This is a genomic window from Luteimonas terricola, from assembly GCF_004352845.1.
In the GTDB taxonomy this organism is placed as follows: Bacteria; Pseudomonadota; Gammaproteobacteria; order Xanthomonadales; family Xanthomonadaceae; genus Luteimonas; species Luteimonas terricola.
Genome location: NZ_SJRX01000007.1, coordinates 26,727 through 47,175 on the forward strand (window position 1 = coordinate 26,727; position 20,449 = coordinate 47,175).

Annotated in this window: 14 protein-coding genes; 8 read left to right on the forward strand and 6 right to left on the reverse strand. The window is 64.7% G+C overall.

The genetic code is table 11. From position 1 onward, the window contains the following. Window positions 1-22 precede the first annotated feature (22 nt). Both E2169_RS11165 and E2169_RS11170 read right to left on the reverse strand, forming a co-directional pair. Window positions 23-649 (reverse strand): CoA transferase subunit B, encoded by a 627-nt coding sequence (locus E2169_RS11165; RefSeq protein WP_132986689.1) that lies wholly within the window; start codon window positions 647-649, stop codon window positions 23-25. Next, complete coding sequence (locus E2169_RS11170) at window positions 649-1,395, reverse strand: CoA transferase subunit A (protein ID WP_132986690.1); 747 nt, start codon at window positions 1,393-1,395, stop codon at window positions 649-651. The genes E2169_RS11165 and E2169_RS11170 overlap by 1 nt, the downstream gene beginning before the upstream one ends. 159 nt (window positions 1,396-1,554) lie before the next feature. Here E2169_RS11170 and E2169_RS11175 point away from each other — a divergent pair, with 159 nt between their 5' ends. The 8 genes from E2169_RS11175 to E2169_RS11210 all read left to right on the forward strand — a co-directional run bounded on the left by E2169_RS11175 (window position 1,555) and on the right by E2169_RS11210 (window position 8,527). Next, complete coding sequence (locus E2169_RS11175; RefSeq protein ID WP_132986691.1) at window positions 1,555-2,307, forward strand: electron transfer flavoprotein subunit beta/FixA family protein; 753 nt, start codon at window positions 1,555-1,557, stop codon at window positions 2,305-2,307. Next, window positions 2,307-3,245 (forward strand): electron transfer flavoprotein subunit alpha/FixB family protein, encoded by a 939-nt coding sequence (locus tag E2169_RS11180; protein ID WP_132986692.1) that lies wholly within the window; start codon window positions 2,307-2,309, stop codon window positions 3,243-3,245. The genes E2169_RS11175 and E2169_RS11180 overlap by 1 nt, the downstream gene beginning before the upstream one ends. 28 nt (window positions 3,246-3,273) lie before the next feature. Beyond that, window positions 3,274-4,419 (forward strand): non-hydrolyzing UDP-N-acetylglucosamine 2-epimerase, encoded by a 1,146-nt coding sequence (gene wecB, locus E2169_RS11185; protein ID WP_132986693.1) that lies wholly within the window; start codon window positions 3,274-3,276, stop codon window positions 4,417-4,419. 61 nt (window positions 4,420-4,480) lie between these two features. Continuing rightward, a complete protein-coding gene (locus E2169_RS11190) occupies window positions 4,481-5,365 on the forward strand; it encodes a glycosyltransferase family 2 protein (RefSeq protein WP_132986694.1) in 885 nt (294 codons plus the stop codon). After that, entirely contained in the window at window positions 5,362-6,102 is a 741-nt protein-coding gene (locus E2169_RS11195) for a class I SAM-dependent methyltransferase (protein ID WP_132986695.1), read from the forward strand. The genes E2169_RS11190 and E2169_RS11195 overlap by 4 nt, the downstream gene beginning before the upstream one ends. A gap of 2 nt (window positions 6,103-6,104) precedes the next feature. Next, window positions 6,105-6,653 (forward strand): acyltransferase, encoded by a 549-nt coding sequence (locus tag E2169_RS14485; RefSeq protein WP_132986696.1) that lies wholly within the window; start codon window positions 6,105-6,107, stop codon window positions 6,651-6,653. Beyond that, on the forward strand, window positions 6,640-7,071 hold the full coding sequence (locus E2169_RS11205; RefSeq protein ID WP_132986697.1) for a GtrA family protein: 432 nt from the start codon (window positions 6,640-6,642) through the stop codon (window positions 7,069-7,071). Before E2169_RS14485 ends, E2169_RS11205 begins: the two co-directional genes overlap by 14 nt. Window positions 7,072-7,099: 28 nt before the next feature. Continuing rightward, window positions 7,100-8,527 carry a hypothetical protein gene (locus tag E2169_RS11210; protein WP_132986698.1) on the forward strand — a complete coding sequence of 476 codons (1,428 nt, stop codon included), beginning with the start codon at window positions 7,100-7,102 and terminating at the stop codon, window positions 8,525-8,527. A gap of 117 nt (window positions 8,528-8,644) precedes the next feature. Here the strand turns inward: E2169_RS11210 and E2169_RS11215 are convergent, their stop codons facing one another. The 4 genes from E2169_RS11215 to E2169_RS11230 all read right to left on the reverse strand — a co-directional run bounded on the left by E2169_RS11215 (window position 8,645) and on the right by E2169_RS11230 (window position 20,391). After that, window positions 8,645-11,047, reverse strand: coding sequence for an acyltransferase family protein (locus E2169_RS11215; RefSeq protein WP_132986699.1), 2,403 nt, complete (start codon window positions 11,045-11,047; stop codon window positions 8,645-8,647). A gap of 83 nt (window positions 11,048-11,130) precedes the next feature. After that, window positions 11,131-13,725 (reverse strand): heparinase II/III domain-containing protein, encoded by a 2,595-nt coding sequence (locus E2169_RS11220; RefSeq protein WP_132986700.1) that lies wholly within the window; start codon window positions 13,723-13,725, stop codon window positions 11,131-11,133. Between the two features lies 1 nt (window position 13,726). Next, the gene (locus E2169_RS11225; protein WP_132986701.1) at window positions 13,727-14,212 is read right to left on the reverse strand and encodes a hypothetical protein; all 486 of its coding nucleotides are present in this window, start codon (window positions 14,210-14,212) and stop codon (window positions 13,727-13,729) included. Then, a complete protein-coding gene (locus E2169_RS11230; RefSeq protein WP_132986702.1) occupies window positions 14,209-20,391 on the reverse strand; it encodes a glycosyltransferase in 6,183 nt (2,060 codons plus the stop codon). The genes E2169_RS11225 and E2169_RS11230 overlap by 4 nt, the downstream gene beginning before the upstream one ends. Between the last annotated feature and the right edge of the window lie 58 nt (window positions 20,392-20,449).

Sequence of the window (20,449 nt, forward strand, 5' to 3'; positions counted from 1 at the left end):
TGCCGCAAACCGCCCGTCGGGATCAGCTGAATATGACTCCCGTCGCCGCCCGAAGGGTGTCGAGGTCCACATCGTCGGCCATTTCGACCAGCTTCAGGCCATCCTCGGTCACGTCCATCACCGCCAGCTCGGTGATGATCCGGCTGACCACGCCCACGCCGGTCAGCGGCAGGGTGCACTCAGGCAGAATTTTCGGATCGCCCTTCTTCGTGCAGTGCTCCATCAGCACCACCACGCGCTTGACGCCGGCCACCAGGTCCATGGCACCGCCCATGCCCTTGACCATCTTGCCCGGCACCATCCAGTTGGCGAGGTCGCCCTTGTCGGTGACCTCCATGGCGCCGAGGATGGCCAGATCGATATGGCCACCCCGGATCATCGCGAAGGAATCATGGCTGCCGAAGTAGCTGGCGCCCTTGCGTGCGGTCACGGTCTGCTTGCCGGCGTTGATCAGGTCGGCGTCGAGTTCTTCTTCGGTCGGGAATGGACCGATGCCGAGCAGGCCGTTCTCCGACTGCAGCCACACGTCCACGCCATCGGGGATGTGGTTGGCCACCATGGTCGGCAAGCCGATGCCGAGGTTGACGTACATGCCGTCGGCGAGTTCGAGCGCGGCGCGCTGCGCCATCTGGTCGCGGGTCCAGGCCATTACCTGCCTCCTTCGCGCACGGTGCGCTGTTCGATGCGCTTCTCGGGGGTTGCGTTGACCACGATGCGGTCGACGTAGATGCCGGGCAGGTGCACGTGGTCGGGATGGATGTCGCCCACCTCCACCAGCTCCTCGACCTCGACGATGCAGACCTTGCCCGCCATGGCGCAGGCGGGATTGAAGTTGCGGGCCGTCTTGCGGAAGACCAGGTTGCCAGCCTTGTCCGCCTTCCACGCCTTGACCAGCGACACGTCGGCGATCAGCGCGGTCTCCATCACGTAGTGCTTGCCGTCGAATTCGCGAGTTTCCTTGCCCTCGGCCACCACGGTGCCGTAGCCGGTGGCGGTGAAGAAGGCCGGGATGCCTGCGCCGCCGGCGCGCAGGCGCTCGGCCAGCGTGCCCTGCGGGTTGAACTCGAGCTCGAGCTCGCCGCCGAGGAACTGGCGTTCGAACTCCTTATTCTCGCCCACGTAGGAGGAAATCATCTTGCGGATCTGCCGGGTTTCCAGCAGTTGGCCGAGACCGAAACCGTCGACGCCGGCATTGTTGGAGATGGCGGTCAGGCCCTTCACCCCCGAATCGCGCAGGGCCGCGATCAGGGCTTCGGGGATGCCGCAGAGGCCGAAGCCGCCCACGGCGAGGGTCTGGCCGTCGGCAACGACGCCGGCCAGGGCGCTGGCGGCATCCGGGTAGAGCTTGCCCTTTGCCTCGCCGGTTCGTGGCGGGGCGGCGCTGGCCTGGTTCATGGCAAACCTCCAGAAAGTGATGCACGAAGTGTAGCCGTCCCTCTCGAGGGCCGGCACCGGACTTTCGGGCAATGGCCACGACCGCCCGATCCAGCCTCGGCTAGAATGGCCAGGTTTTCGGCCGTCTCCGGTCGCCTCACACACAGGACCCCCGCAACGATGAAGATCCTCGTCGGCTACAAGCGAGTGGTGGACTACAACGTCCGCATCCAGGTCAAGCCGGACGGCTCCGGCGTGGTCACCGACGGCGTCAAGCTCTCGGCCAACCCCTTTGACGAGATCGCGCTGGAAGAGGCCCTGCGCCTGCGCGACAAGGGCATCGCCACCGAAGTCATCGTCGCCACCATCGCACCCGCCGACGCCCAGGCCCACCTGCGCAACGGCCTGGCCATGGGCGCCAACCGCGCCATCCATGTGGTCACCGAGGCCGGGCAGGAAGTGCAGCCGCTGGCCGCCGCCCGCGCCCTGCTGAAGCTGGTGGAGAAGGAGTCGCCCGACCTGGTGATCCTCGGCAAGCAGGCGATCGACGACGACGCCAACCAGACCGGCCAGATGCTGGCCACGCTCTGGGGCCGCCCGCAGGCGACGTTCGCCAGCAAGCTCGAGGTCACCGACGGCAAGGCCACGGTCACACGCGAGGTCGACGCCGGGCTGGAAACGCTCGAGGTCGACCTGCCTGCGGTGGTCACCACCGACCTGCGCCTCAACGAGCCGCGCTTCATCAAGCTGCCCGATATCATGAAGGCCAAGTCCAAGCCGATGGAGTCCATCGCCTGGGCCGACCTCGGCGTCGAAGCCGGCAACGGACTCAAGACCACGCAGCACGCCGCGCCCGCGAAGCGCAGCAAGGGCGTGATGGTGAAGGACGCGGCCGAGCTCGTCGCCGCACTCAAGGACAAGGGGCTGCTCTGATGGCCAAGGTACTGATCGTCGCCGAACACATGGACGGCAAGCTCAACGGCTCCACCGCCAAGTGCGTCACCGCCGCGCAGGCGCTGTCGCCCGAGACCATCGATGTGGTGGTGCTCGCGGGCGACCCCGCCGCCGTGGCCGCCGAAGCCGCGCAGATCGCCGGCGTCTCCCGCGTGCTGACCGTGGCCAATGACGCCAACGCCAACCCGATCGCCCAGGTACTGGCGCCGCAGGTGGCGAAGCTGGCCGACGGCTACAGCCACGTCTTCGGCCCCAGCTCCACTTTCGGCAAGGACCTGATGCCCTGCGTGGCCGCCCTGCTGGGCGTACCGCAGGTGTCGGACCTGATGTCGGTCGAGGGCGAATACACCTTCAAGCGCCCGATCTATGCCGGCAACGCGATCGTCACCGTCGAGGCACCGACCGGCCAGACCGTGGTCGCCACCGTGCGCACCGCGTCGTGGAAGGAAGCCGGCAAGGGCGGCAGCGCCACCGTCGAGGCCGCCAGCGTCGACGCCGACCTGCCCGGCCACACCCGCTACGTCGGCCTGGCCGCCGGCAGCTCCGACCGCCCCGACCTGCAGAGCGCGAAGCGCGTGGTGTCGGGCGGCCGCGGCGTGGGTTCAGCCGAGAACTTCGACGTCATCTACAAGTTCGCCGACAAGCTCGGCGCAGCCGTGGGCGCCTCGCGCGCGGCGGTCGACGCCGGCTACTGCCCCAACGAGATGCAGGTCGGCCAGACCGGCAAGATCATCGCCCCTGAGCTGTACGTCGCGATCGGCATCAGCGGCGCGATCCAGCACCTGACCGGCATCAAGGATGCCGGCACCATCGTCGCGATCAACAAGGATCCGGACGCCGCCATCTTCGAGATCGCCGACATCGGCCTGGTGGGCGACCTGTTCCAGGTGCTGCCCGACCTGGAAGCGGCGCTTTGACCACCGGCATTGCAAAGGAATTAACTCCATGCCCCAAGCCAAGCTCAAGATCATGGTCGTCTTCGGTACGCGTCCGGAGGCGATCAAGATGGCCCCCGTGGTAGAAGCGCTGAAAGCGACCCCGGGCATCCAGACCCTCGTCGCCGTGACGGCGCAGCACCGGGAAATGCTGGACCAGGTGCTCGAACTGTTCGAAATCGTCCCCGATGAAGACCTGGACATCATGCAGCCGGGGCAGACGCTGGCCGGGCTGACCTCGAGGATCCTGACCGGCATGGACGAGGTGATCGCACGCCACACGCCCGACATTGTGCTTGTGCATGGGGACACGACGACCACCATGGCGACTTCGCTCGCGGCGTTCTACAACCGCACGGCGGTCGGCCATGTCGAGGCCGGGCTGCGCACCGGCAACCTCTATTCACCCTGGCCGGAGGAAGCGAACCGCAAGCTGACCGGGGCCCTGGGCACCCTGCACTTTGCCCCCACGGAGCAGTCCCGCCGCAACCTGCTGCGGGAAGGTGTGGCGGAAGACACCATCCACACCACCGGCAATACCGTGATCGACGCGCTGCTGTCGGTGGTCGAAAAGATCCGCAACTCGCCCGAACTGGAAGCATCGCTGAGTTCGGAGTTCCCCTTCCTCGACCCCGGCAAGCGGCTGGTCCTGGTGACCGGACACCGGCGGGAGAACTTCGGCGACGGCTTTGAGCAGATCTGCCAGGCGCTCAAGGCGATCGCCAGCCGCGGCGACACTCAGGTCGTCTACCCGGTGCACCTGAACCCGAACGTGCAGGAGCCGGTGCGCAGGATCCTGTCCGACCAGCCGGACATACACCTGATCGAACCGCTGAACTACCTGCCCTTCGTGTACCTGATGTCCCGTTCGTACCTCATCGTCACGGACTCGGGTGGTGTGCAGGAAGAGGCGCCGTCGCTTGGCAAGCCCGTCCTGGTGATGCGGAACACCACCGAGCGTCCGGAAGCGGTGGATGCCGGCACCGTCCGCCTGGTGGGAACGGACGCGGCGCGGATCATCCAGCATGCCAACCAGCTGCTGGACGACGCCGATGCGTATCAGTCCATGGCCCGGGCGCACAATCCCTATGGCGACGGCCAGGCCAGCCGCCGCATCGCCGAGGCGCTCGCGGCAAGGACCATCACCATCGCCTGACCCGCCACCGGGCGACGCATCCTGCCGTAACAACTTCCTTTCCCAGCTTCCGAGATCCTCCATGTCCATCAAGTCCGCCCCAGTCGTCAGCGTCCTCGTGCCCTGCTACAACGAGGAAAATGCGATCGACGAGACCATCCAGAAGCTAGATGGCGCGCTGTCCGTCCTCGACCACTACGAAATCATCGCCATCGAGGACGGTTCGACCGACCGGACGCTGGAGCGGCTCGAAGCGCTCAAGGCCGGCTTCCCGCGCCTGCGGGTCGTGCGGCACGACCGCAACCGGGGCTACGGCGCCGCGCTCAAGACCGGCATGCGCCACGCGGACTCCGAGCTGATCGCGATCATCGACGCCGACGGCACCTACCCGATCCACGACCTGCCGAAGCTGATCGGGCTGGCCGAGGGCTTCGACATGGTCGTCGGCGCCCGCACCGGCACCAACGTCACCTACTCGACGCTTCGCAAGATCCCCAAGTTCTTCCTGCACCGCTGGATCAACTGGATCGTCAACCAGAAGATTCCCGACATCAACTCCGGGATGCGCGTGTTCCGCAAGGACATGGCGCAAAAGTTCGTCCGCATCCTGCCCAACGGCTTCAGCTTCACGATTACGATCACGATCTCGGCCCTGCGCAACAACTTCCGCGTGCATTACGAGCCCATCGACTACTTCGCCCGCAAGGGAAGCTCGAAGATCCAGCCGATCAAGGACACGCTGCGGTTCGTCCAGATCATCGGGCGCACCGGAATGTACTTCGCACCGCTGCGGATCCTCACGCCGATCATCCTGCTGCTGCTGATCGCCAGCGGCATCAGCCTTGGCTATGACGCCTTGATCCTCCAGGACATGACCGAGAAGTCGCTGGTTCTCCTCACAATGTGCTTGAACGTGAGCATCTTCGCGGTGCTGGCCGACATGATCGACAAGCGAAGCAACATATGAGTTCCGACGGGTTCGAGTGGAAGAGCAACCCCGAGCACCATCAGGCGCAGGAGCGGATGGCGCACCTCGACGCCTACTATGCCTGGGCGCTGGACATGTTCGGACCCCGCCTGGACGGCCCCGCCGTCGACGCCGGCGCAGGCATCGGGCATTTCTCCGAAATCCTGTCCCACGCCGTCTCCCCGCTGCTGCTTCTGGAGGGTGGCCAGGAAAACCTCGCCGTACTGGGCCGCCGGTTCGCTGCGCGCGACGATGTCGAGGTCAGGGAGGTCGATCTCAAGGATTGCCGGGCGGAAATCGCCGCCTTCGGCGCGAAGAGCATCTTTACGCTCGACGTGCTCGAGCACCTGCCCGACGACGTGGCCGTCCTGTCCCAGTTCCGCGAAGCGCTGCCGCCGGGCGGCAAGGTCTACATCAAGGTTCCGGCGCTGTCCTGGCTGTACGGCCCCGTCGACGAGGCCTCCGGACATTTCCGCCGCTACAGCACACGAAGCCTGCGCAGCTCCGTCGAGGCAGCGGGCCTGCGCGTGCTCAGCTGCAGGTACATGAACCTGGCCGGCGTACCGCCCTACTTCCTCAAGTCCAGGATCCTCAAGCGCAGCGAGAACTTCTCACGGACGTTCTCCATCAAGCAGATCCAGCGCATCCGCAAGGCCATTCCCTTCCTCCGGATGCTCGATCGGGTCACCGGCCCGCCGCTGGGACTTTCGGTCATCTGCATCGCCCAGCGCGACTGACCATGCGCTACCCGCTGACCGCCTACCTCCGCGCCGGGACGTTCTTCACCCTGTACGGACTGGTGAAGTACCTGCCGCCGCCGCTTGGCGATGGCCTGCGCTATCTCGTCCTGAAGCTGTTCGTCGCAAGGATCGGAAGCTGGAAAATCAAGGACGGCGTGACGGTCTGGTTTCCCGAGGGCGTGCGCATCGGCCGCCACGTGACGATCAACGAAGGCGTCTTCCTGGATGGATTTGGCGGGCTGAGCATCGGCGACCACTGCCGCATCGCACACGGCTGCTCGTTCATCAGCGAAGACCACATGTTCGACGACCGTAACACCCCCATCTGGACGCAGGGCAAGCGCGCATCACCTATCACGCTCGAAGAGGACGTGTGGTGCGGCTGCGGGGTCAAGGTCATGCGCGGCGTGACCATCGGCCGCGGTTCGGTGATCGCCGCCGGCGCGGTCGTGACCCGCGACATCCCGCCCTTTTCCATCGCGATGGGTGTTCCCGCCCGGGTCGTCGGCATCCGGGGCGAGAAACCTATTGACGGTGTTGCGACATGACCATGTCTCGAAAGAGGCCAAAATCAACATGTTGAAAAAACTCGCCGGCGAGGGCTTCCGCATGGGAATCCTTTCCATCGTCAGCTTCGTATTAGGCTATCTTCTGACTTTCATACTGCACGAAGGCATGAGAATAGCAGTCGAAGGAGCCTACACGCTCGCGATTCTCATCTGTTCTGTACTGAACTTTTTTGGTTGTCGCCACTATGTGTTCCAAGGCACCAAAGGCACCATCCTGCTCGAGGCGGCGAAGTTCTTTCCGTCCATCCTTGTGTTCAGGGCAGTGGAAGTTGTGCTCTTCTCCCAGCTGAACCGAATCTCGGATAACTATCACTTGGCATACGTTGCAACCGCGCTAATCAGCATGGTGTGCAAATTCGTGGCCTCACGATTCATTATCTTCAAGCGCAGCCCTTGACCTACTTCGTGCTTATACGGATATGCCCATGATTGCGCCGCACATCGCCTCGCCCACGCAGCCGAAAGAAGCAACCACGAAGGTTTCCTTTGCCTGGATAGCAGTAAGCGCGTTTATCGTGTTCCTGTTTGACCCGGGCATCATGTCAAACGACAGCATTGCCTCTCTGCAGCAGGCACGCTCTTTCGAATTCAACGACTGGCATCCGCCGCTCATGGCGGTGATTTGGAGCGTTCTCGATCGAATCATAAGCGGTTCCGCAGGGATGCTGTTGGCGCAAGCCATGCTGTTCGCCTATGCGTGCTCCTCGCTCTGCGCGTACGCTTTCCCCAACTTGTCCGCTAGATTCCCTCGCTGGCTGGTCACCGTCGCTTTCAGTCTGTTCCCACCAGTGATGACCCTCACCGGGATGATCTGGAAAGATGTTTGGGCATCCACATTGCTGTTGCTTGCGCTCGCGCACCTGTTCCGCATGCGCAACAGCACAACTGCCGAGGCACGTTTCAGACAAAGCCTAATCGTAATGCTGTTCTGCTTGGCGGCTATCGCCTTCCGGCACAATGCAATGGCAGCCACCGCCGGCCTCTTGGCTGGGGCAACCTATCTTCAACTTTCGCCGCACATGGCGCAGTGGGGACGACTGCTGGCCGCATCAACGATAGGGGTCATCATTGCATTCGCGCTGTTCTTTTGCATTTCATTCGCCAACAGCCTGATCGCAACGCCCGCGCATCCAACCACTGCCATCTATTTGTACGATATCGCGGGAATTATTGTCTACTCAGGCGATGCAGAGAATGCAGCTGCTCTTGTGCTGGCAGATCCCGCAGAGGTGACCGACGAGCCAGAGCAATTCCTTAACCGAATCTACTCAACATATACACCATCGGCCGCGGGTCGCGTCATCAGGACAAGCAAAAAACCCCACACACCCTTTTCATTGCGCGTGGATTCTCTGGAACACGATGCTGAAGGCGTTCAGCGAATCCACAGGGGCTTAGTCAAAAAGTATCCGATCGCGTACCTAAAACACCGGACACAGGCGTTCGTGTGCTTGTTGAGGCTATGCAATAGCAAAATGTGGGTGTACCGCAGTTACGTTATGAACAGAGAGTTCGCGTTTCCAGAAACGCTTAACCCCGAATCATGGCAGTACGCCATGCGCAAAGTTTTTCTTAGCCCTCGCCTAGCACCGATCTACCACCCGGCCTTCTGGCTATTCATCACATTGGTGGGCGGAGCTATCGGACTTGTCAGGGTCATCAACCCAGGGCCTGGAGCGCCCAGCCTGCTAGTGTTCATGGGACTGAGTTCAGTTGGGCTTGCGTTCTCGCTGTTCTTCACCTCGCCCATTGAAAGCTTCCGCTACATGCACTGGACCATACTTGTGGGCTGGGTGATGGCGGGCCTTGCTGCCGAGACGGTTGCAGCCCGCCCAACCCCATCCCCGCACTAACGCTGTTTCCGGGACGGCCATCGACACAGCTCTCCGTTGCCCGCGCACCGATACTCCAGTTCGTGGGAGCGCCCGATAGAGACGCGAATGACTTATTTCAACAAAAAGTTGTGCGGCTTATCGCCCGCTGTTACGCGTATGAATGACCTCCATGCTGCCCATGGCTCGATCGCTGCGCAAATCAACGGCACCACGCGGACGCACCAAAATCGTGGCACGCACGCCGTCATCCGCACGGAAGTTGAAGCGCTGACCACCCCTGACGTTCGATGAGCCGGTCTGGCGGAAACCTGCTGTTCCCATGCGCACCGCGAGCTCAGACCCGATCAGGCGGGCGTCCACCTGCTCGAATTCGATCACGATCTTTCGTGTACGTTCAGCGCCTTCCTCAGCCGCTTCATCGCTGACGACATCATAGGGCACCCCCAGCGCAATCCCAGCCAGCAGCTGCTTGTCCGCAGCGTCGGCTGCCGGCAGCTCCAAGGGCGCAGGCAATCTCCGCCACTCATGGTTGCCGCCGCCGTCCGGGCCTTTCCATCCTGCTGTGCTTCCGGAGATGGCTTTGATCCAGTCCTTGGCCTGCCCGGTGGCAATGAGATGTTCTCCGATCCGCCACGAGCCGCGCATGCTCAGATGCGCTCTATCGAAGTAGATGGGATGCCCACCGAGATAAGCTGGACACCAGTCCGCATTGCAGATCGCCGAACCGACATCCAAATAGGCCATGTCGCTGTCCTGGCTCGCGAGACCGGCCAGGTAGTTGTTGACGGCCAGCCCCTTATTCCGGACGTTCTGATTGCTGCATGAGGTGGAGCCGCCAAGCCTGGCCCAGCGCTGGTCGCATTCGCGGTTGTACGAGGCCAGCGTCGGCACCCGGCCCAGCAGCACTACCCTGGCTCCCGTTGCCCTCACTTCGGCGATCGTGGCGAGCAGATCATCATGGAATCCCGGAACCTTATCGTAGGACGACCAACTGGCGCCGAAGATCACGACGTCAAACTCATTGTTCAGCACGTGCTCCCGGATGTACGGCCGGAACGCCGCGCAGCCGGCCTTGTACCTTCCATAGCCGTAGTCGCCGCCGAATACGGGCGGGCATGAGGAATGCGAGGCGTTTCTGATTTGCAGACCGGCATGCTTGCCAATGATATCCAGCGCACCGATATGGTGGGAGGCGTGCGAGTCCCCCCATAGCAGGATCCTCGGCGATCCTTCCTCGGGACTATCCGAGCCGATGAGGCATCTCGGCTCTGACAGGATGCCGGGAACGTGCTTCGACAGCTGGCAGTTGTAGTCGAAGTTAAAGGCCGCAGCGGTCTCCTCCTCCAGACGCTTGAACCCTGCCGAAGACTCGATCCTCGCTTTCAGTCCATCTGTCTTTACGAAGTAGGCGGCCGGAACCAGCACAAGCGAGGCAGGCAGCAGGAGCAGGAACAACACCTGCCACTTCCCCCGCCAGCGAATCCGCCTCGTTGGACCCTCGACGTACCGGTATGAAAGGAAGGACAGCACGAGCATGGCAGCGACCGCGAGGACCGCATGCGTGATGGCGACTGCTCCGTAGTAGTAGCGGATGAATGCCAGGATCGGCCAGTGCCACAGATAGAGGGAGTATGAAATCAGGCCAATCCACACCATCGGTTTGTTGGCCAGCAGCCACTGCAGGAGGCGTGAGCGGGTACCGGCCAGGATGACCAGCGCGGCACCCACACACGGATAAAGTGCATTGAGGCCGGGGAAGGGCGACAGGTCATCGAGGTAGAACACTGAGTAGGCAATCGCACTCAGGCCGGCGATGCCAACGCCCTCCGCAACGAGCGGCTTCTGCAGCCAGCCTGCTCCGCGCTCCCGCCTCAGTGACAGGGCGAGCAACGCGCCGATCATCAGCTCGCCGGCACGGGCCGGCAGCATGAAGTAGCTGAACTTCGGGTCCGTTTCGTTGGTCGCTTCGGCAAGTGCAAAAGATGCGACCGCGATGACCACCGCCCCAAGGATCGCCAGGGCGATCCGGTTCTTCCGGCCCACGGTCACCAACAGCAGCAGGAGTGGCCAGACCAGGTAGAACTGCTCCTCCACACCAAGCGACCACAGGTGCAGCAGCGGCTCCTGGTCGCTGGCATCGGCGAAGTAGTCATCGTCCAGATAGCGCCAGAAATAGATATTCGCCGCTGAAACCACGGAAAAAATCGACGAGAGCGACAGCCGCCCGAGCGCATCAGGCAACAACAGGAAGGCGCCCGCAAGCAGCGTTGCAGCTACCACCACGAGCATCACCGGGATGATCCGACGGATCCGGCGGAGGTAGAAATCCGCCAGCGAGAACGTCCCATCCTGGAGTTGGCGCCAGATGATCGACGTGATCAGGAAGCCCGAGATCACGAAGAAGATGTCGACGCCGACATAGCCGCCCGGCAGCCAGGTCTTGTTGATGTGGTAAATGACCACGGCTGCCACGGCGACTGCACGAAGGCCGTCGATCTCCGGCCTGTAACCTGCTCTGTGAGCTTTTCCAATATCCATCAAGTTCCCCGAGGGCTGGCTCCGCCAGCTTTCTTCTGCAAACGCAGCATCATTGCTTCATCATTTCGTCGCGGCTTGCTGGGTCATGCGTACCCGAGGCGTTTCCTGACATCGGACAGGCGCTCAGCCAGCATTTCGCGCACCGGTATGCCGTGGATGGACCCCAGCTCGGAATCCGTCTGGGCCGCAGACAGCGGTTCGATCGGTGGGAGTGCCGTCAGGGCGTGCATGTCCGGCATCGCGCCGCACAGGCTGCCAATCCGGTCGAGCACCGGCCCCGGGGCCTGGCTGAAGTCCTCGATCCGGAATTCCAGCGCGAACTTCTGCCGGACTGCCCAGACGGAAAAGCGCTTCAGCCTCTGGACCTGGCGCGCGAGCGCGGCTTCCGCATCCGCGGCGTGGCGCCAGCCAGCCGAGGGACGGGCTTGCGCCATCGCATTCAATGCTGCGTCCACGGGTTCCCGCAGGACGAGGACGCGCACCGCATTCTTGTCCCCACGCCAGAACACGTCCTGGTACTGGCCCTGGCTGCTGTTGATCACGGTATTGAACATCTCCGCGCCGGGCTTCGCGCCCGCGTGAAGCAGGTGTACGGCATCAATGAACAGGAACCGATCTTCTGCCGGCCAACCCCGGATTACGCGCTGCACCGACGCAGGCAGATAGACCTCGCCTGCCCACAGCATCCCCATCGCGGCCCTGAGGCGTGGCTCGACCAGCGCCGCATCCGGATTGCCCGAGCTCGACAGGTGCAGGGTGGGACCATGGCGGCCCTGCCTGACCACTGCCATGGCGAGCAGCCCCTCCACGAAAGCATCGCCGGACACTCCATCCTTGCCAATCTGTGTAAGACGCGAGCTGATCTTGCGCCCGTGATGCTCTCCCTGCTGGGGCCACCATCCCGCCGGGGCGAGGCCGTAGCTTCGGAGCAGTCCCCGTGGCCTCGCATTGACGGTTCCCACATCATGGTGTTCTGGCCTGACGTCCTTGAGGTGGAACTCCAGTCGGCTTTCGAAATGTTCGCACAACCGCTCGAACACGATGAGCTTGCATCGTTCGAACCTGTTGAGCTCCCTGGACCAGACTGGGGTATCGCCGTTCGGGAACGCCTCGAGAATGTCTATGCGGTCGAAGGGCTCACCGAGGTTTCGAATCACAATTTCGCGCATAAACTCGGCATCGGAGAGCCGCACCGACTGGCCTTCGATACTGATCGTCTTATCGGCGGGAACGTGCCACAGGCTGACGAACTTTCGGACGCTGCCTTCGCCATCCCGCGCAGACAACCGATCGGTCACCTCGAAGCGCATCCCCTTGTCCTCGACCGCGACTTCGCGGACGGCGTGCAAGCCCGGGTACGATTCGGTCTCGCCTTTCACGACGGGCCTCGTGGCTTCGTCGTCCACCTGCACGAGGCTGCCTGGCGCGGCGGCGCCCGGGCGGGTCCAAGCATAGTTGCCGTCGTCGACCACGACGACGTTATGCCCCCATTTTGACCGCAGGTAACGACGGACCGGATGCCTCTCGACGTAGGAGTACCCGCCGCCATCCAGGAGCCAGTCGTTTCCCCACCAGAGCGTCAGCGACAGGTCGTCGTCGTGGCGGTGGTACTCGGAAAGCTGCCCGCAGCGGAACACGAGGTGGAGGGCTTCACCGGGCGCTTCCGCTGACTCCCAGTCGTTGCGCGCGACGAAATAGCCGGCATCCGGGAACAGCCGTGACCAGCCTTCCGGCCTGGTGCCCGAACGCCCCCTGCTGCAGACCCACTGCACGTGCGAGTACTCGCCGGTCCCCTCTAGGGGCTGATAGACATTGACTGCTGGCTTGCATTCGGTGTCGCCAATCAACGGCAATCGGCCGTCGGGCCGGACGATCCATGCCATAAAGCGGGCCGCCTCGACCAGCTTGCCTCGCAGCCGGTCGCGGAAGGGCGCATCAAGCGTATCCCCGAAAGTCTGCAGCACGTCCGCGAACAATTTGCTGACGAACTGGTGGTAGCCGGGGCTGTTCTCGACATGACCGCCGTCCGCAGCAAAGGCGTGGCCGAGCTCGTCCTCCAGCCTGGCCAGCGCCACTTGGCTCCAGCGCGAGGCGCCCTCCAGCCACGGTGCGCACGTCGCAAGCAACAGCAGCGCACGCGACTGGTCAATGCCGTGATTGGTGTGCTTGGAGTACATCTCCTCCAAGCACAGACGGTCACCGTGCGCAGCCAGGAATTCCGGGATCAGGACATTCAGGTCGAACTTCCCGGGGTGTTCATCCAGGTGGCAGAGCAGCGACAGGACGGCCATGATCCGGTTGGAGGTGGCATGGTCGTGCCAGGCGAACTCATAGTCGCTGTCGGCGACGACGAACTGGCGATGCCATGTCTCGATCGCCCGGGCCGCGTGGTCGAGCGCGCGTTGGTCGCCGGTCACCGCGTGCACGGCGATCAGCCATGACATGAAGTTGAACGACGCTGAATGCCATTGCCAGCTCCGGTTCCCCAACGGGTTCGCGGTCCAGTCGGCGAACAGGTCGATCACCACCGGTTCGAAGGCGCGGAAGCGGTAGATCCCCCCATCGACCAGATCGCGACCTGCGCGCAGCGCGGCATTGCTGCGGCGGAAGGCTTCGACGCGCTCCCTGAACGCGTCTGGCCACTGGAAACCCTCCACCGAAACGTCCGGCTTCTGCACTTCAGTTGGAGTCCTGTCCAACTTCGGCTTCGGTTCCGCTGGGCTCCGTGTAAGCGACCTCGATATTGCCCGTCGACTTGCTGTTCTGGAGTCCGACAGCGCCCCGTGGACGCACGAGGATGCTCACGCGCAGCCCCGGGTCGCCACGGAAATTGAATCGCGTGCCACCGCGCGTTTCCGACGACCCGGTCAGCCGGTAGCGCGCCGCGACCATGCTGTCGGTGACCTGCTGGCCAATCGCTCCCGCGTCGGACTGCTCGAATTCGATGACAGTCTTCCTCTTGCGTGCGCCCTCTTCCTCAATCCACTCATCGCTGACCAGCGTGTACGGCACGTTGAGTACGATGCCCTTCGGCAGGTCGGCACGGACCCCGGGCTGCGACGCGCTTTCCACTGAAGGCGTCTCTGTGACCGATGCCGGCGGCTCCGGCTGCTTGCAGGCGGAGAACAGCAGCGGCAACGCCGCGATGAGTATGAGCTTCTTCATGTCATTACCTCTGGGTGCGATGTGGGTTGGTGGGCGTAATGGGTTCCATGGACTGGCTGGTTGACCAAGCCCTGGGCGCGGATGGATTCGCGGACGGAATCGAAGTCGAACTTCCGCGACACTGCGGCTGCCAATGCCACGGCGGCCTCGCGCAATCCGGGTTCCGATTCCAGCATGGCGAGCAGGGCAACGGCCTCTTCGGGGGTATCTGCATACAGGGGATAGTCATCGCCGAACACGGACAGGTTCACGGCGTTGCGCGCCATGATCGGTGGCACGTGCGCACTGGCATACTCAAGCAGCTTGGTCGACAGCTCATGGGTACCGGCCTCGAGAGAGGCGTGCCGCCAGGCCCAGCCCACGTCCATCCGCGACAGCTCTGCAAGGAGCTGGCTACGTTCGACGGCGCCGTGCCAGATCACGCCCTCGTCGCCCCCCAGCCGGCGCGCGATCTCCTCCCGGAACTCCGGGTCGTCGGCCGGGTTGTGGATCTTGTCGCCATAGACGTGGAGGACGACGGCGCGGCCTTGGGCACGCAGGCTGGCCACGCCGTCCAGCATCTCCCTGACACCCCAGGCTGGAGCGAACTTGCCCGCGTAGACGACGTTTAGCCTGTCGTCCCCGGGCCGCGGCCGGATTGGCCCTTCGGGCGGAACCATCGGCGGAAGCAGCCGGGTCTTGCCCGCGGCCGCAGGAATCCAGCCCTCCATGTACTCCCTGAACTGCGGCGTCTGGCACAGCACGACGCCGGCTGCGTCAATGATGCGCGAGACCCTTTCGGCAATTTCCGGGGTGGCTTGTTCCGGCGTTTGCGGGACGTCCGTCAGGTAGACCCACAGGCGCCCGTGCAGGCCCAGACGCCTGGAGGCTTCCTCGCACAGGTCCACGCCGCGCAGGATGACCGCGTCATAGCGCCGTTCCCCGTCGTCGCGTTCGATGGCATCCAGCGCGGCGGCAGGCACCAGCGCCCTCTCCTCGGGCTCGACGATCCGCAGGCCCGCCAGGCTGAGGAGCGGCGCGATGATGCGCGACTGCACCACCCTCGCCTTCAGGTACAGCGTGGCCTGCACTTCGGGCATCCCCGCAAGCACTTCGGCCAGCGAAGCCGCCCAGATGGCGGAGCCATCGGTGATGTTGAGGTTCACGTCGCCGTAGATGGCGATGCGGCGGAGGGGCCGCGATTCCGGGGCAGGCGCCCTCGCGCCCGGCAGCTGGCCGCCATGGACAAGGACCAGCTCCTTGCCGATCGTGTGCGCTCTGTCCGAGATGCCGCGGACATGAGCCGCGGCCGCCGCCGACATCCGCTGGAACAAGTCCGGATCAGCCCAGAGCTTGGCGATGGCCGCGGCCAGCCCTGCGCCATCCTCCGGCTCCGCCATGAACGCGCAGCGCTCGTCCACGAACTCGGGGATGGCCGCCACCCGGGAGGTCACCGGGACCAGGCCCGAGGCCATGGCCTCGTCGCGGGACACGCCCTGGCTGTCCATCCGCGACGGCACCAGGAACACGCCGTGCTCGCGATGGAGGGCCGCTATCTCGACCTGGGAAAGGAAGCGCTTCTCCAGCCGCACGTTCGGATACGCGCGCAGCGGCTCGACGGTCTGGTCGAACAGCGGCCCATCGCCGACGATCGTGAACTCGAGCGCGTCGAAGAACGGTTCCGCCGACAGCAGCCGGATCGCCTCCACGGTGAGGTCGTTGGCGTAGACGTGGGAGGCGAAGGGGCGTATCGAGAGGATGCGCTTGCGCTGGCCGGGATCCTTCGGCTCGTGGCGGAACAGGTCGCCGTCGACGAAGTTCGGGATCACGTGCACCTGCCCTTCGGGCAGATCGATGCCGAGGTCGCAGAGCGCCTGGCCGGCGAGGTACCTGGACACGAACACGACGCGGAGGTTCGGGTGCGGATGCCTGAGGGCGTCTTCCCACATGGCCATGCGCTTGCCGCTGGCGCGGCGCGCCATGTCCTGGGCCGCGGGGTCGGAGCCGAAGTTGGACAGTCTGCGGAACCAGGGCTGGATCTCGGCGCCATGGATCCACACCACCACGCGCCGGGTTTCGAGCAGCGGCTTCACGTGCTCCCACATCAGCGGATCCATCGCGTGCACGAGGATGGTTCGGTAGGCGCCGTCCTCGACCAGCATCCGCAGGTGCTCGGCCTGGCCCGCGACCACGTTCACGCCCTCGAACTCGTCGAAGTGAAGCGGCGCATTGCTGAAACGGAACACGTCCACGCGGCAATCCGCCTCGGCATAGGCCAGGATCCGCTTGTGCACGAAGCCATAGCGGTACAGGTCGTCGTAGCGCGGGTAGTCCTTGGTGATCAGGAGCGCGTCGCCGCGGCCGATGATCCGGTCCATCACCGGCGCCATCGCGCCCCGCATCAGGGCCTTCACGGTAGTTTCGCCCGAACCGAGGACACGGAGTCCGAACCGGATCCAGGCGGTGGCGGGCGGCACCGGCAGCGACTGGTTGGTGTCGGAAGAGACGATGGCGTGCGCGAGCTTGTTCTTCGCCGAATCCAGATAGACGACCACGGCGTTCAGGTACAGCCCGGCCTCGGTCACCAGCTGGAATCTGGCGAATCCGTCGTCCACAAGTTCGGCCGGCTTGAAGAGCCGGTTGGCATAGGCGTAGGCGTGCCGCTTGGCGGGCAGCCTCGAGTCGATCACCACGCCTTCCAGCGAGTGCGACACCTGCATCAGGCCGTCGGCGTGGGCCGAGGGCGTGAACAGCTTCTGCAGCGCGGCGCCGTGGAAGCCAGGAAGGTCGGCCAGTGAAGCATCGTCGGCGCCGGACTCCGAGGGCTCTGACAGCTCCAAAAGGGTTTCCATGCCGATGCCCTCGTCGATGGCCATCGTGGAACTGACCTCGGCCGCGGCCTCGCTGGCACCTGCGCCATCCCGGCAGTAGTTGAACTCGTCGATGGCCAGGCCGGAGATCGGCGCCGTCCGGAATCCGGGCTCCACGAGGTCCGCGAGCATGGCTCCTTCCAGCACCGGTGCGCTAACCAGTGAGTGGCGCAGGGGCCAGGCGATATCGTGATGACGATACTGCGCGCCCTCGTTGACAAGACCGATACTGTCGGCGCCACGCTCGTAATGGGCAAACTTGCCAACCACGGCCGTGCCCGCATAGCCGATCGCCAGCTGCAGGTCCTTGAGGTAGTGGGCTGCGTAATGGTCCCGGCAATCCAGTACCGTGAACCAGGCGAGGGGCCACTTCCTCGCGGGGTCGATGTCGGCCGCCTGGTGGCACGTAAGCACGCTGACGTCGCTGCGCACGGGAACCTCGGGCAGCAGACCGTCGGACACCACCAGGACCAGCGTCCGCGATCCGGCTGACTGCGCGTCAAAGACCTGCATGGCCCGGTCCACGTCGGCCTGGTCATCGATCCTGCACGCGACCACCAGCTGCGGCTCTGAAACATCGGTGTGGCGGCCCAACACCTTGCCGGCGAGGTAGGCCATGCGATGCGCATAGGTGTGCTGGTCCATGACCTTGCGCAGCCCAGCCAGCCGGAACCGCCTTGCGTCCTTTTCGCTGCCGATACGCCTGCGCAGCAGCGTCTCGATACTACTGGCGCCGTCGCCGCAGACCACGAGGTCGCCGAGCATGAGCTTCAGTCCGCGCGAGAAGTTGCTGATGGTGACGGTATTGCACGCCAGCAGCTCGAAGGCGCGCCGCGCGAACATGCTCTGCGACTGCTTGACTGTGTTGACGCTGATTCCGTAGCGGTAGCCCTTGTAGGCCCGGTCGATCTCGGACACGGGCAGGGTTCCCACGACCATGTCCTGGTACTCGGGAGGGAACACCAGTCCCGGATCCTGCTTGCCGTGGTTGCGGTCGTAGATCTCCACCCGCCCCAGGGCCCTGGCGGCGGCGACCAGTTGTTCGAAGTCGCGACGGCGCTCTGGGTACTTCGCGTAGTACGAGCCGGCGAAGCAGAATGCGTCGACACGCTCGTAGCGTTCGATGGGATTGTGCACGCGCGGCTGCGCCGCGAACGGCAGCAGGTAGACCCGGTCGTGGCCCAGCTTCTGCCGATAGGCCCGGATGCGGTCGATGTCGGTGGTGAACACAGTGTCGACCAGGGCCGCTACGCCGAGGAACAGGGAGAAATGGACCGGATCCTCCTTGTTCCAGAACGCGGTGCGGATGCCTTTCCGGCGGCAGTAGGCGATCACCTTGCGGAGCTCCGCGCTCGCCTGTGGGACATGCTTCTCCCACATGCCGTTGTGGCCCTGCCATGCCGACTCGACGAGGAGGAAGTCCGGCTCGAGTTCTTTGATCTGCGCGTGCCAGTCACCCGGTGTCAGCTGCACCAGGTCGCATTCGCCCGCGAAGCAGCTATGGGTGAACTCGTCCATGATCGCGGCGATGCGAAGCCGCCGGCCGCCGTGACCCTGTGTGGGGATGCCGTCGGCCTCGATGGTTTCAAGCGGGTCGCCGCCACCGGCGACCCGGCGGCAGCATGCGAGCAGGCCGTCCGCGTACGCCTGCCAGGAATATTCCCGCGAGGCCATGGCCTGGGCCGCGGCGGCCATCCTCTGCGCTTCGCGCGGCTGGCCTACGAGATCCTCGAGACAGCGGCGCAGAGCCTGCGGGTTGCCGGCCGCATGCACCCGTGCGTTCACGCCGTCCTGCGCGACTTCGCTGAAGGCGTGGGAGCTCGAGACCAGCACCGGAACTCCGGCCGCCATGGCCTGGAGCAGGCCCGGGCAGGATTCCAGGTCGGACTTGGACGTAGCCTGCCAAGGGAAGGCCATGACGTCGCAGGCGGCGATGCATTCGGCGCTCCCGGCGTCGCTCTCCGCCTCTACTACTTGGACGCGATGCGCCGGCAGGCGCCTCAGGAGTCGCCTGTCGCGATCGGGAAGGGTGCCGCTGGAGATCACCAGCAGCCTGCCCTGCCATGCCTCGCCCGGAGCCGGGGGCGCCAACGCCTTTACCAGATCGCCCAGCCCGCCAAAGGAATGGCCTTCGTGGAGGAAGCCGATGACCAGGCCATCGTCGGGAAGGCCAAGCTGCCGGCGAGCTGAGTTGCGGCCAGGCCCCTCCGCGGCTGCGGCTACAGGCACGGGAAGGGCAAGCTGCTCGAGCTCGACCACGCCCTTGGCGGTGCGGCGCCGTACCTCTTCGGCCTGCTTCCTCGTGGCTACCAGCACAAGGTCTGCATGCTCGCAGACCCGTTTTTCGAGCGACTGCTCAAGCTGGAACATGCCGCCCAGGCGCCAGTCGGCCACGCGGCCCTCGCCGGCATACTCCGGAAAGCGGAGCCGCTGGTACATCAGGGGCAGGCCGCCTCCTCGAGCCGCCTGCAGGGCGGGCAATGCCGTGCGGTAGGTGCCCACGACGTACACGAGGGTCGGCGCAATGCTGGCTACGATCGCATCCAGTTCCCTGGCCATGGCCTGGATGCGGTCGTCCGGCGCCCGGGCTGCGCTACCGGCCTTCATCCGCAAGAGCCGGATCGCCTCCGATTCGACAAACCCTGCATCCAGCGCCGCGCCGCCGGGCACCGCGATCACGACCTCCAGACCGGCCGCGGCCAAGTATTCCGCGGAACGAGCGACCCGCTCCCGCCCACCGTAGCCGGCTGCCCCCCCACCTTCCCAGACGAGGAGCACGCATTGGCGTCCCTGCCCGCGCGCCGGGTCTTCGGCCATCCTCGGGATGGACGGAGGTTTCGCCGCGAGGCGGGCATAGCCCCGGATCCGGGCGATCCGCCGATCCTGGCCGGGCGTCGTCGGGTGCCCGCCGGGGACGCGTGCCAACGCCTCAACCGCCGGTGCCAGCTGCCCGGCATCCTGCTTGAGGAAGGCCAGCCAGAGCGCCCGCCCCGGCGCTGCGTCGAAGGATGCCGCCACGTCACCGAAGCGTCCGGCGTCCCGCCCCGACAAGGACAGCACCCGTGTGGCCAGCCCCGCGTAGACGGAGGCCCGCTCGCGCCCGTTAAGGAACTGCGAGCTGACGAAGGCATCGGCACCAGCGAAGCCTTGCGCCCGGTACTCCTTCGCCGCTTGGTCGACGACGCTGGCAAGCGCCTCTTCGCCGAGATCCTTTCGCTCGTGCCCACGCCGCACGCGACCAAGCACGTTCCACAGGCGACGCGGGAGCGCGGCGGCGCCCTTCAGCGAACGGATGGCTTCGACCTGCGCACTCCCCAGTTCGCGCACCACGCTGCTCTGGTGCAGGCCCAGCAGGTAGGCAAGCTCGGACAGGCGGTTGCGGAAAAGA

Excerpts from the sequence above, each read along its gene's own strand:
- E2169_RS11225 (WP_132986701.1), bottom strand. The coding sequence starts at position 14,212 with ATGAAGAAGCTCATACTCATCGCGGCGTTGCCGCTGCTGTTCTCCGCC.
- E2169_RS11170 (WP_132986690.1), bottom strand. The coding sequence starts at position 1,395 with ATGAACCAGGCCAGCGCCGCCCCGCCACGAACCGGCGAGGCAAAGGGC.
- E2169_RS11175 (WP_132986691.1), top strand. The coding sequence starts at position 1,555 with ATGAAGATCCTCGTCGGCTACAAGCGAGTGGTGGACTACAACGTCCGC.
- E2169_RS11210 (WP_132986698.1), top strand. The coding sequence starts at position 7,100 with ATGATTGCGCCGCACATCGCCTCGCCCACGCAGCCGAAAGAAGCAACC.
- wecB (WP_132986693.1), top strand. The coding sequence starts at position 3,274 with ATGCCCCAAGCCAAGCTCAAGATCATGGTCGTCTTCGGTACGCGTCCG.
- E2169_RS11190 (WP_132986694.1), top strand. The coding sequence starts at position 4,481 with ATGTCCATCAAGTCCGCCCCAGTCGTCAGCGTCCTCGTGCCCTGCTAC.
- E2169_RS14485 (WP_132986696.1), top strand. The coding sequence starts at position 6,105 with ATGCGCTACCCGCTGACCGCCTACCTCCGCGCCGGGACGTTCTTCACC.
- E2169_RS11215 (WP_132986699.1), bottom strand. The coding sequence starts at position 11,047 with ATGGATATTGGAAAAGCTCACAGAGCAGGTTACAGGCCGGAGATCGAC.
- E2169_RS11195 (WP_132986695.1), top strand. The coding sequence starts at position 5,362 with ATGAGTTCCGACGGGTTCGAGTGGAAGAGCAACCCCGAGCACCATCAG.
- E2169_RS11165 (WP_132986689.1), bottom strand. The coding sequence starts at position 649 with ATGGCCTGGACCCGCGACCAGATGGCGCAGCGCGCCGCGCTCGAACTC.
- E2169_RS11180 (WP_132986692.1), top strand. The coding sequence starts at position 2,307 with ATGGCCAAGGTACTGATCGTCGCCGAACACATGGACGGCAAGCTCAAC.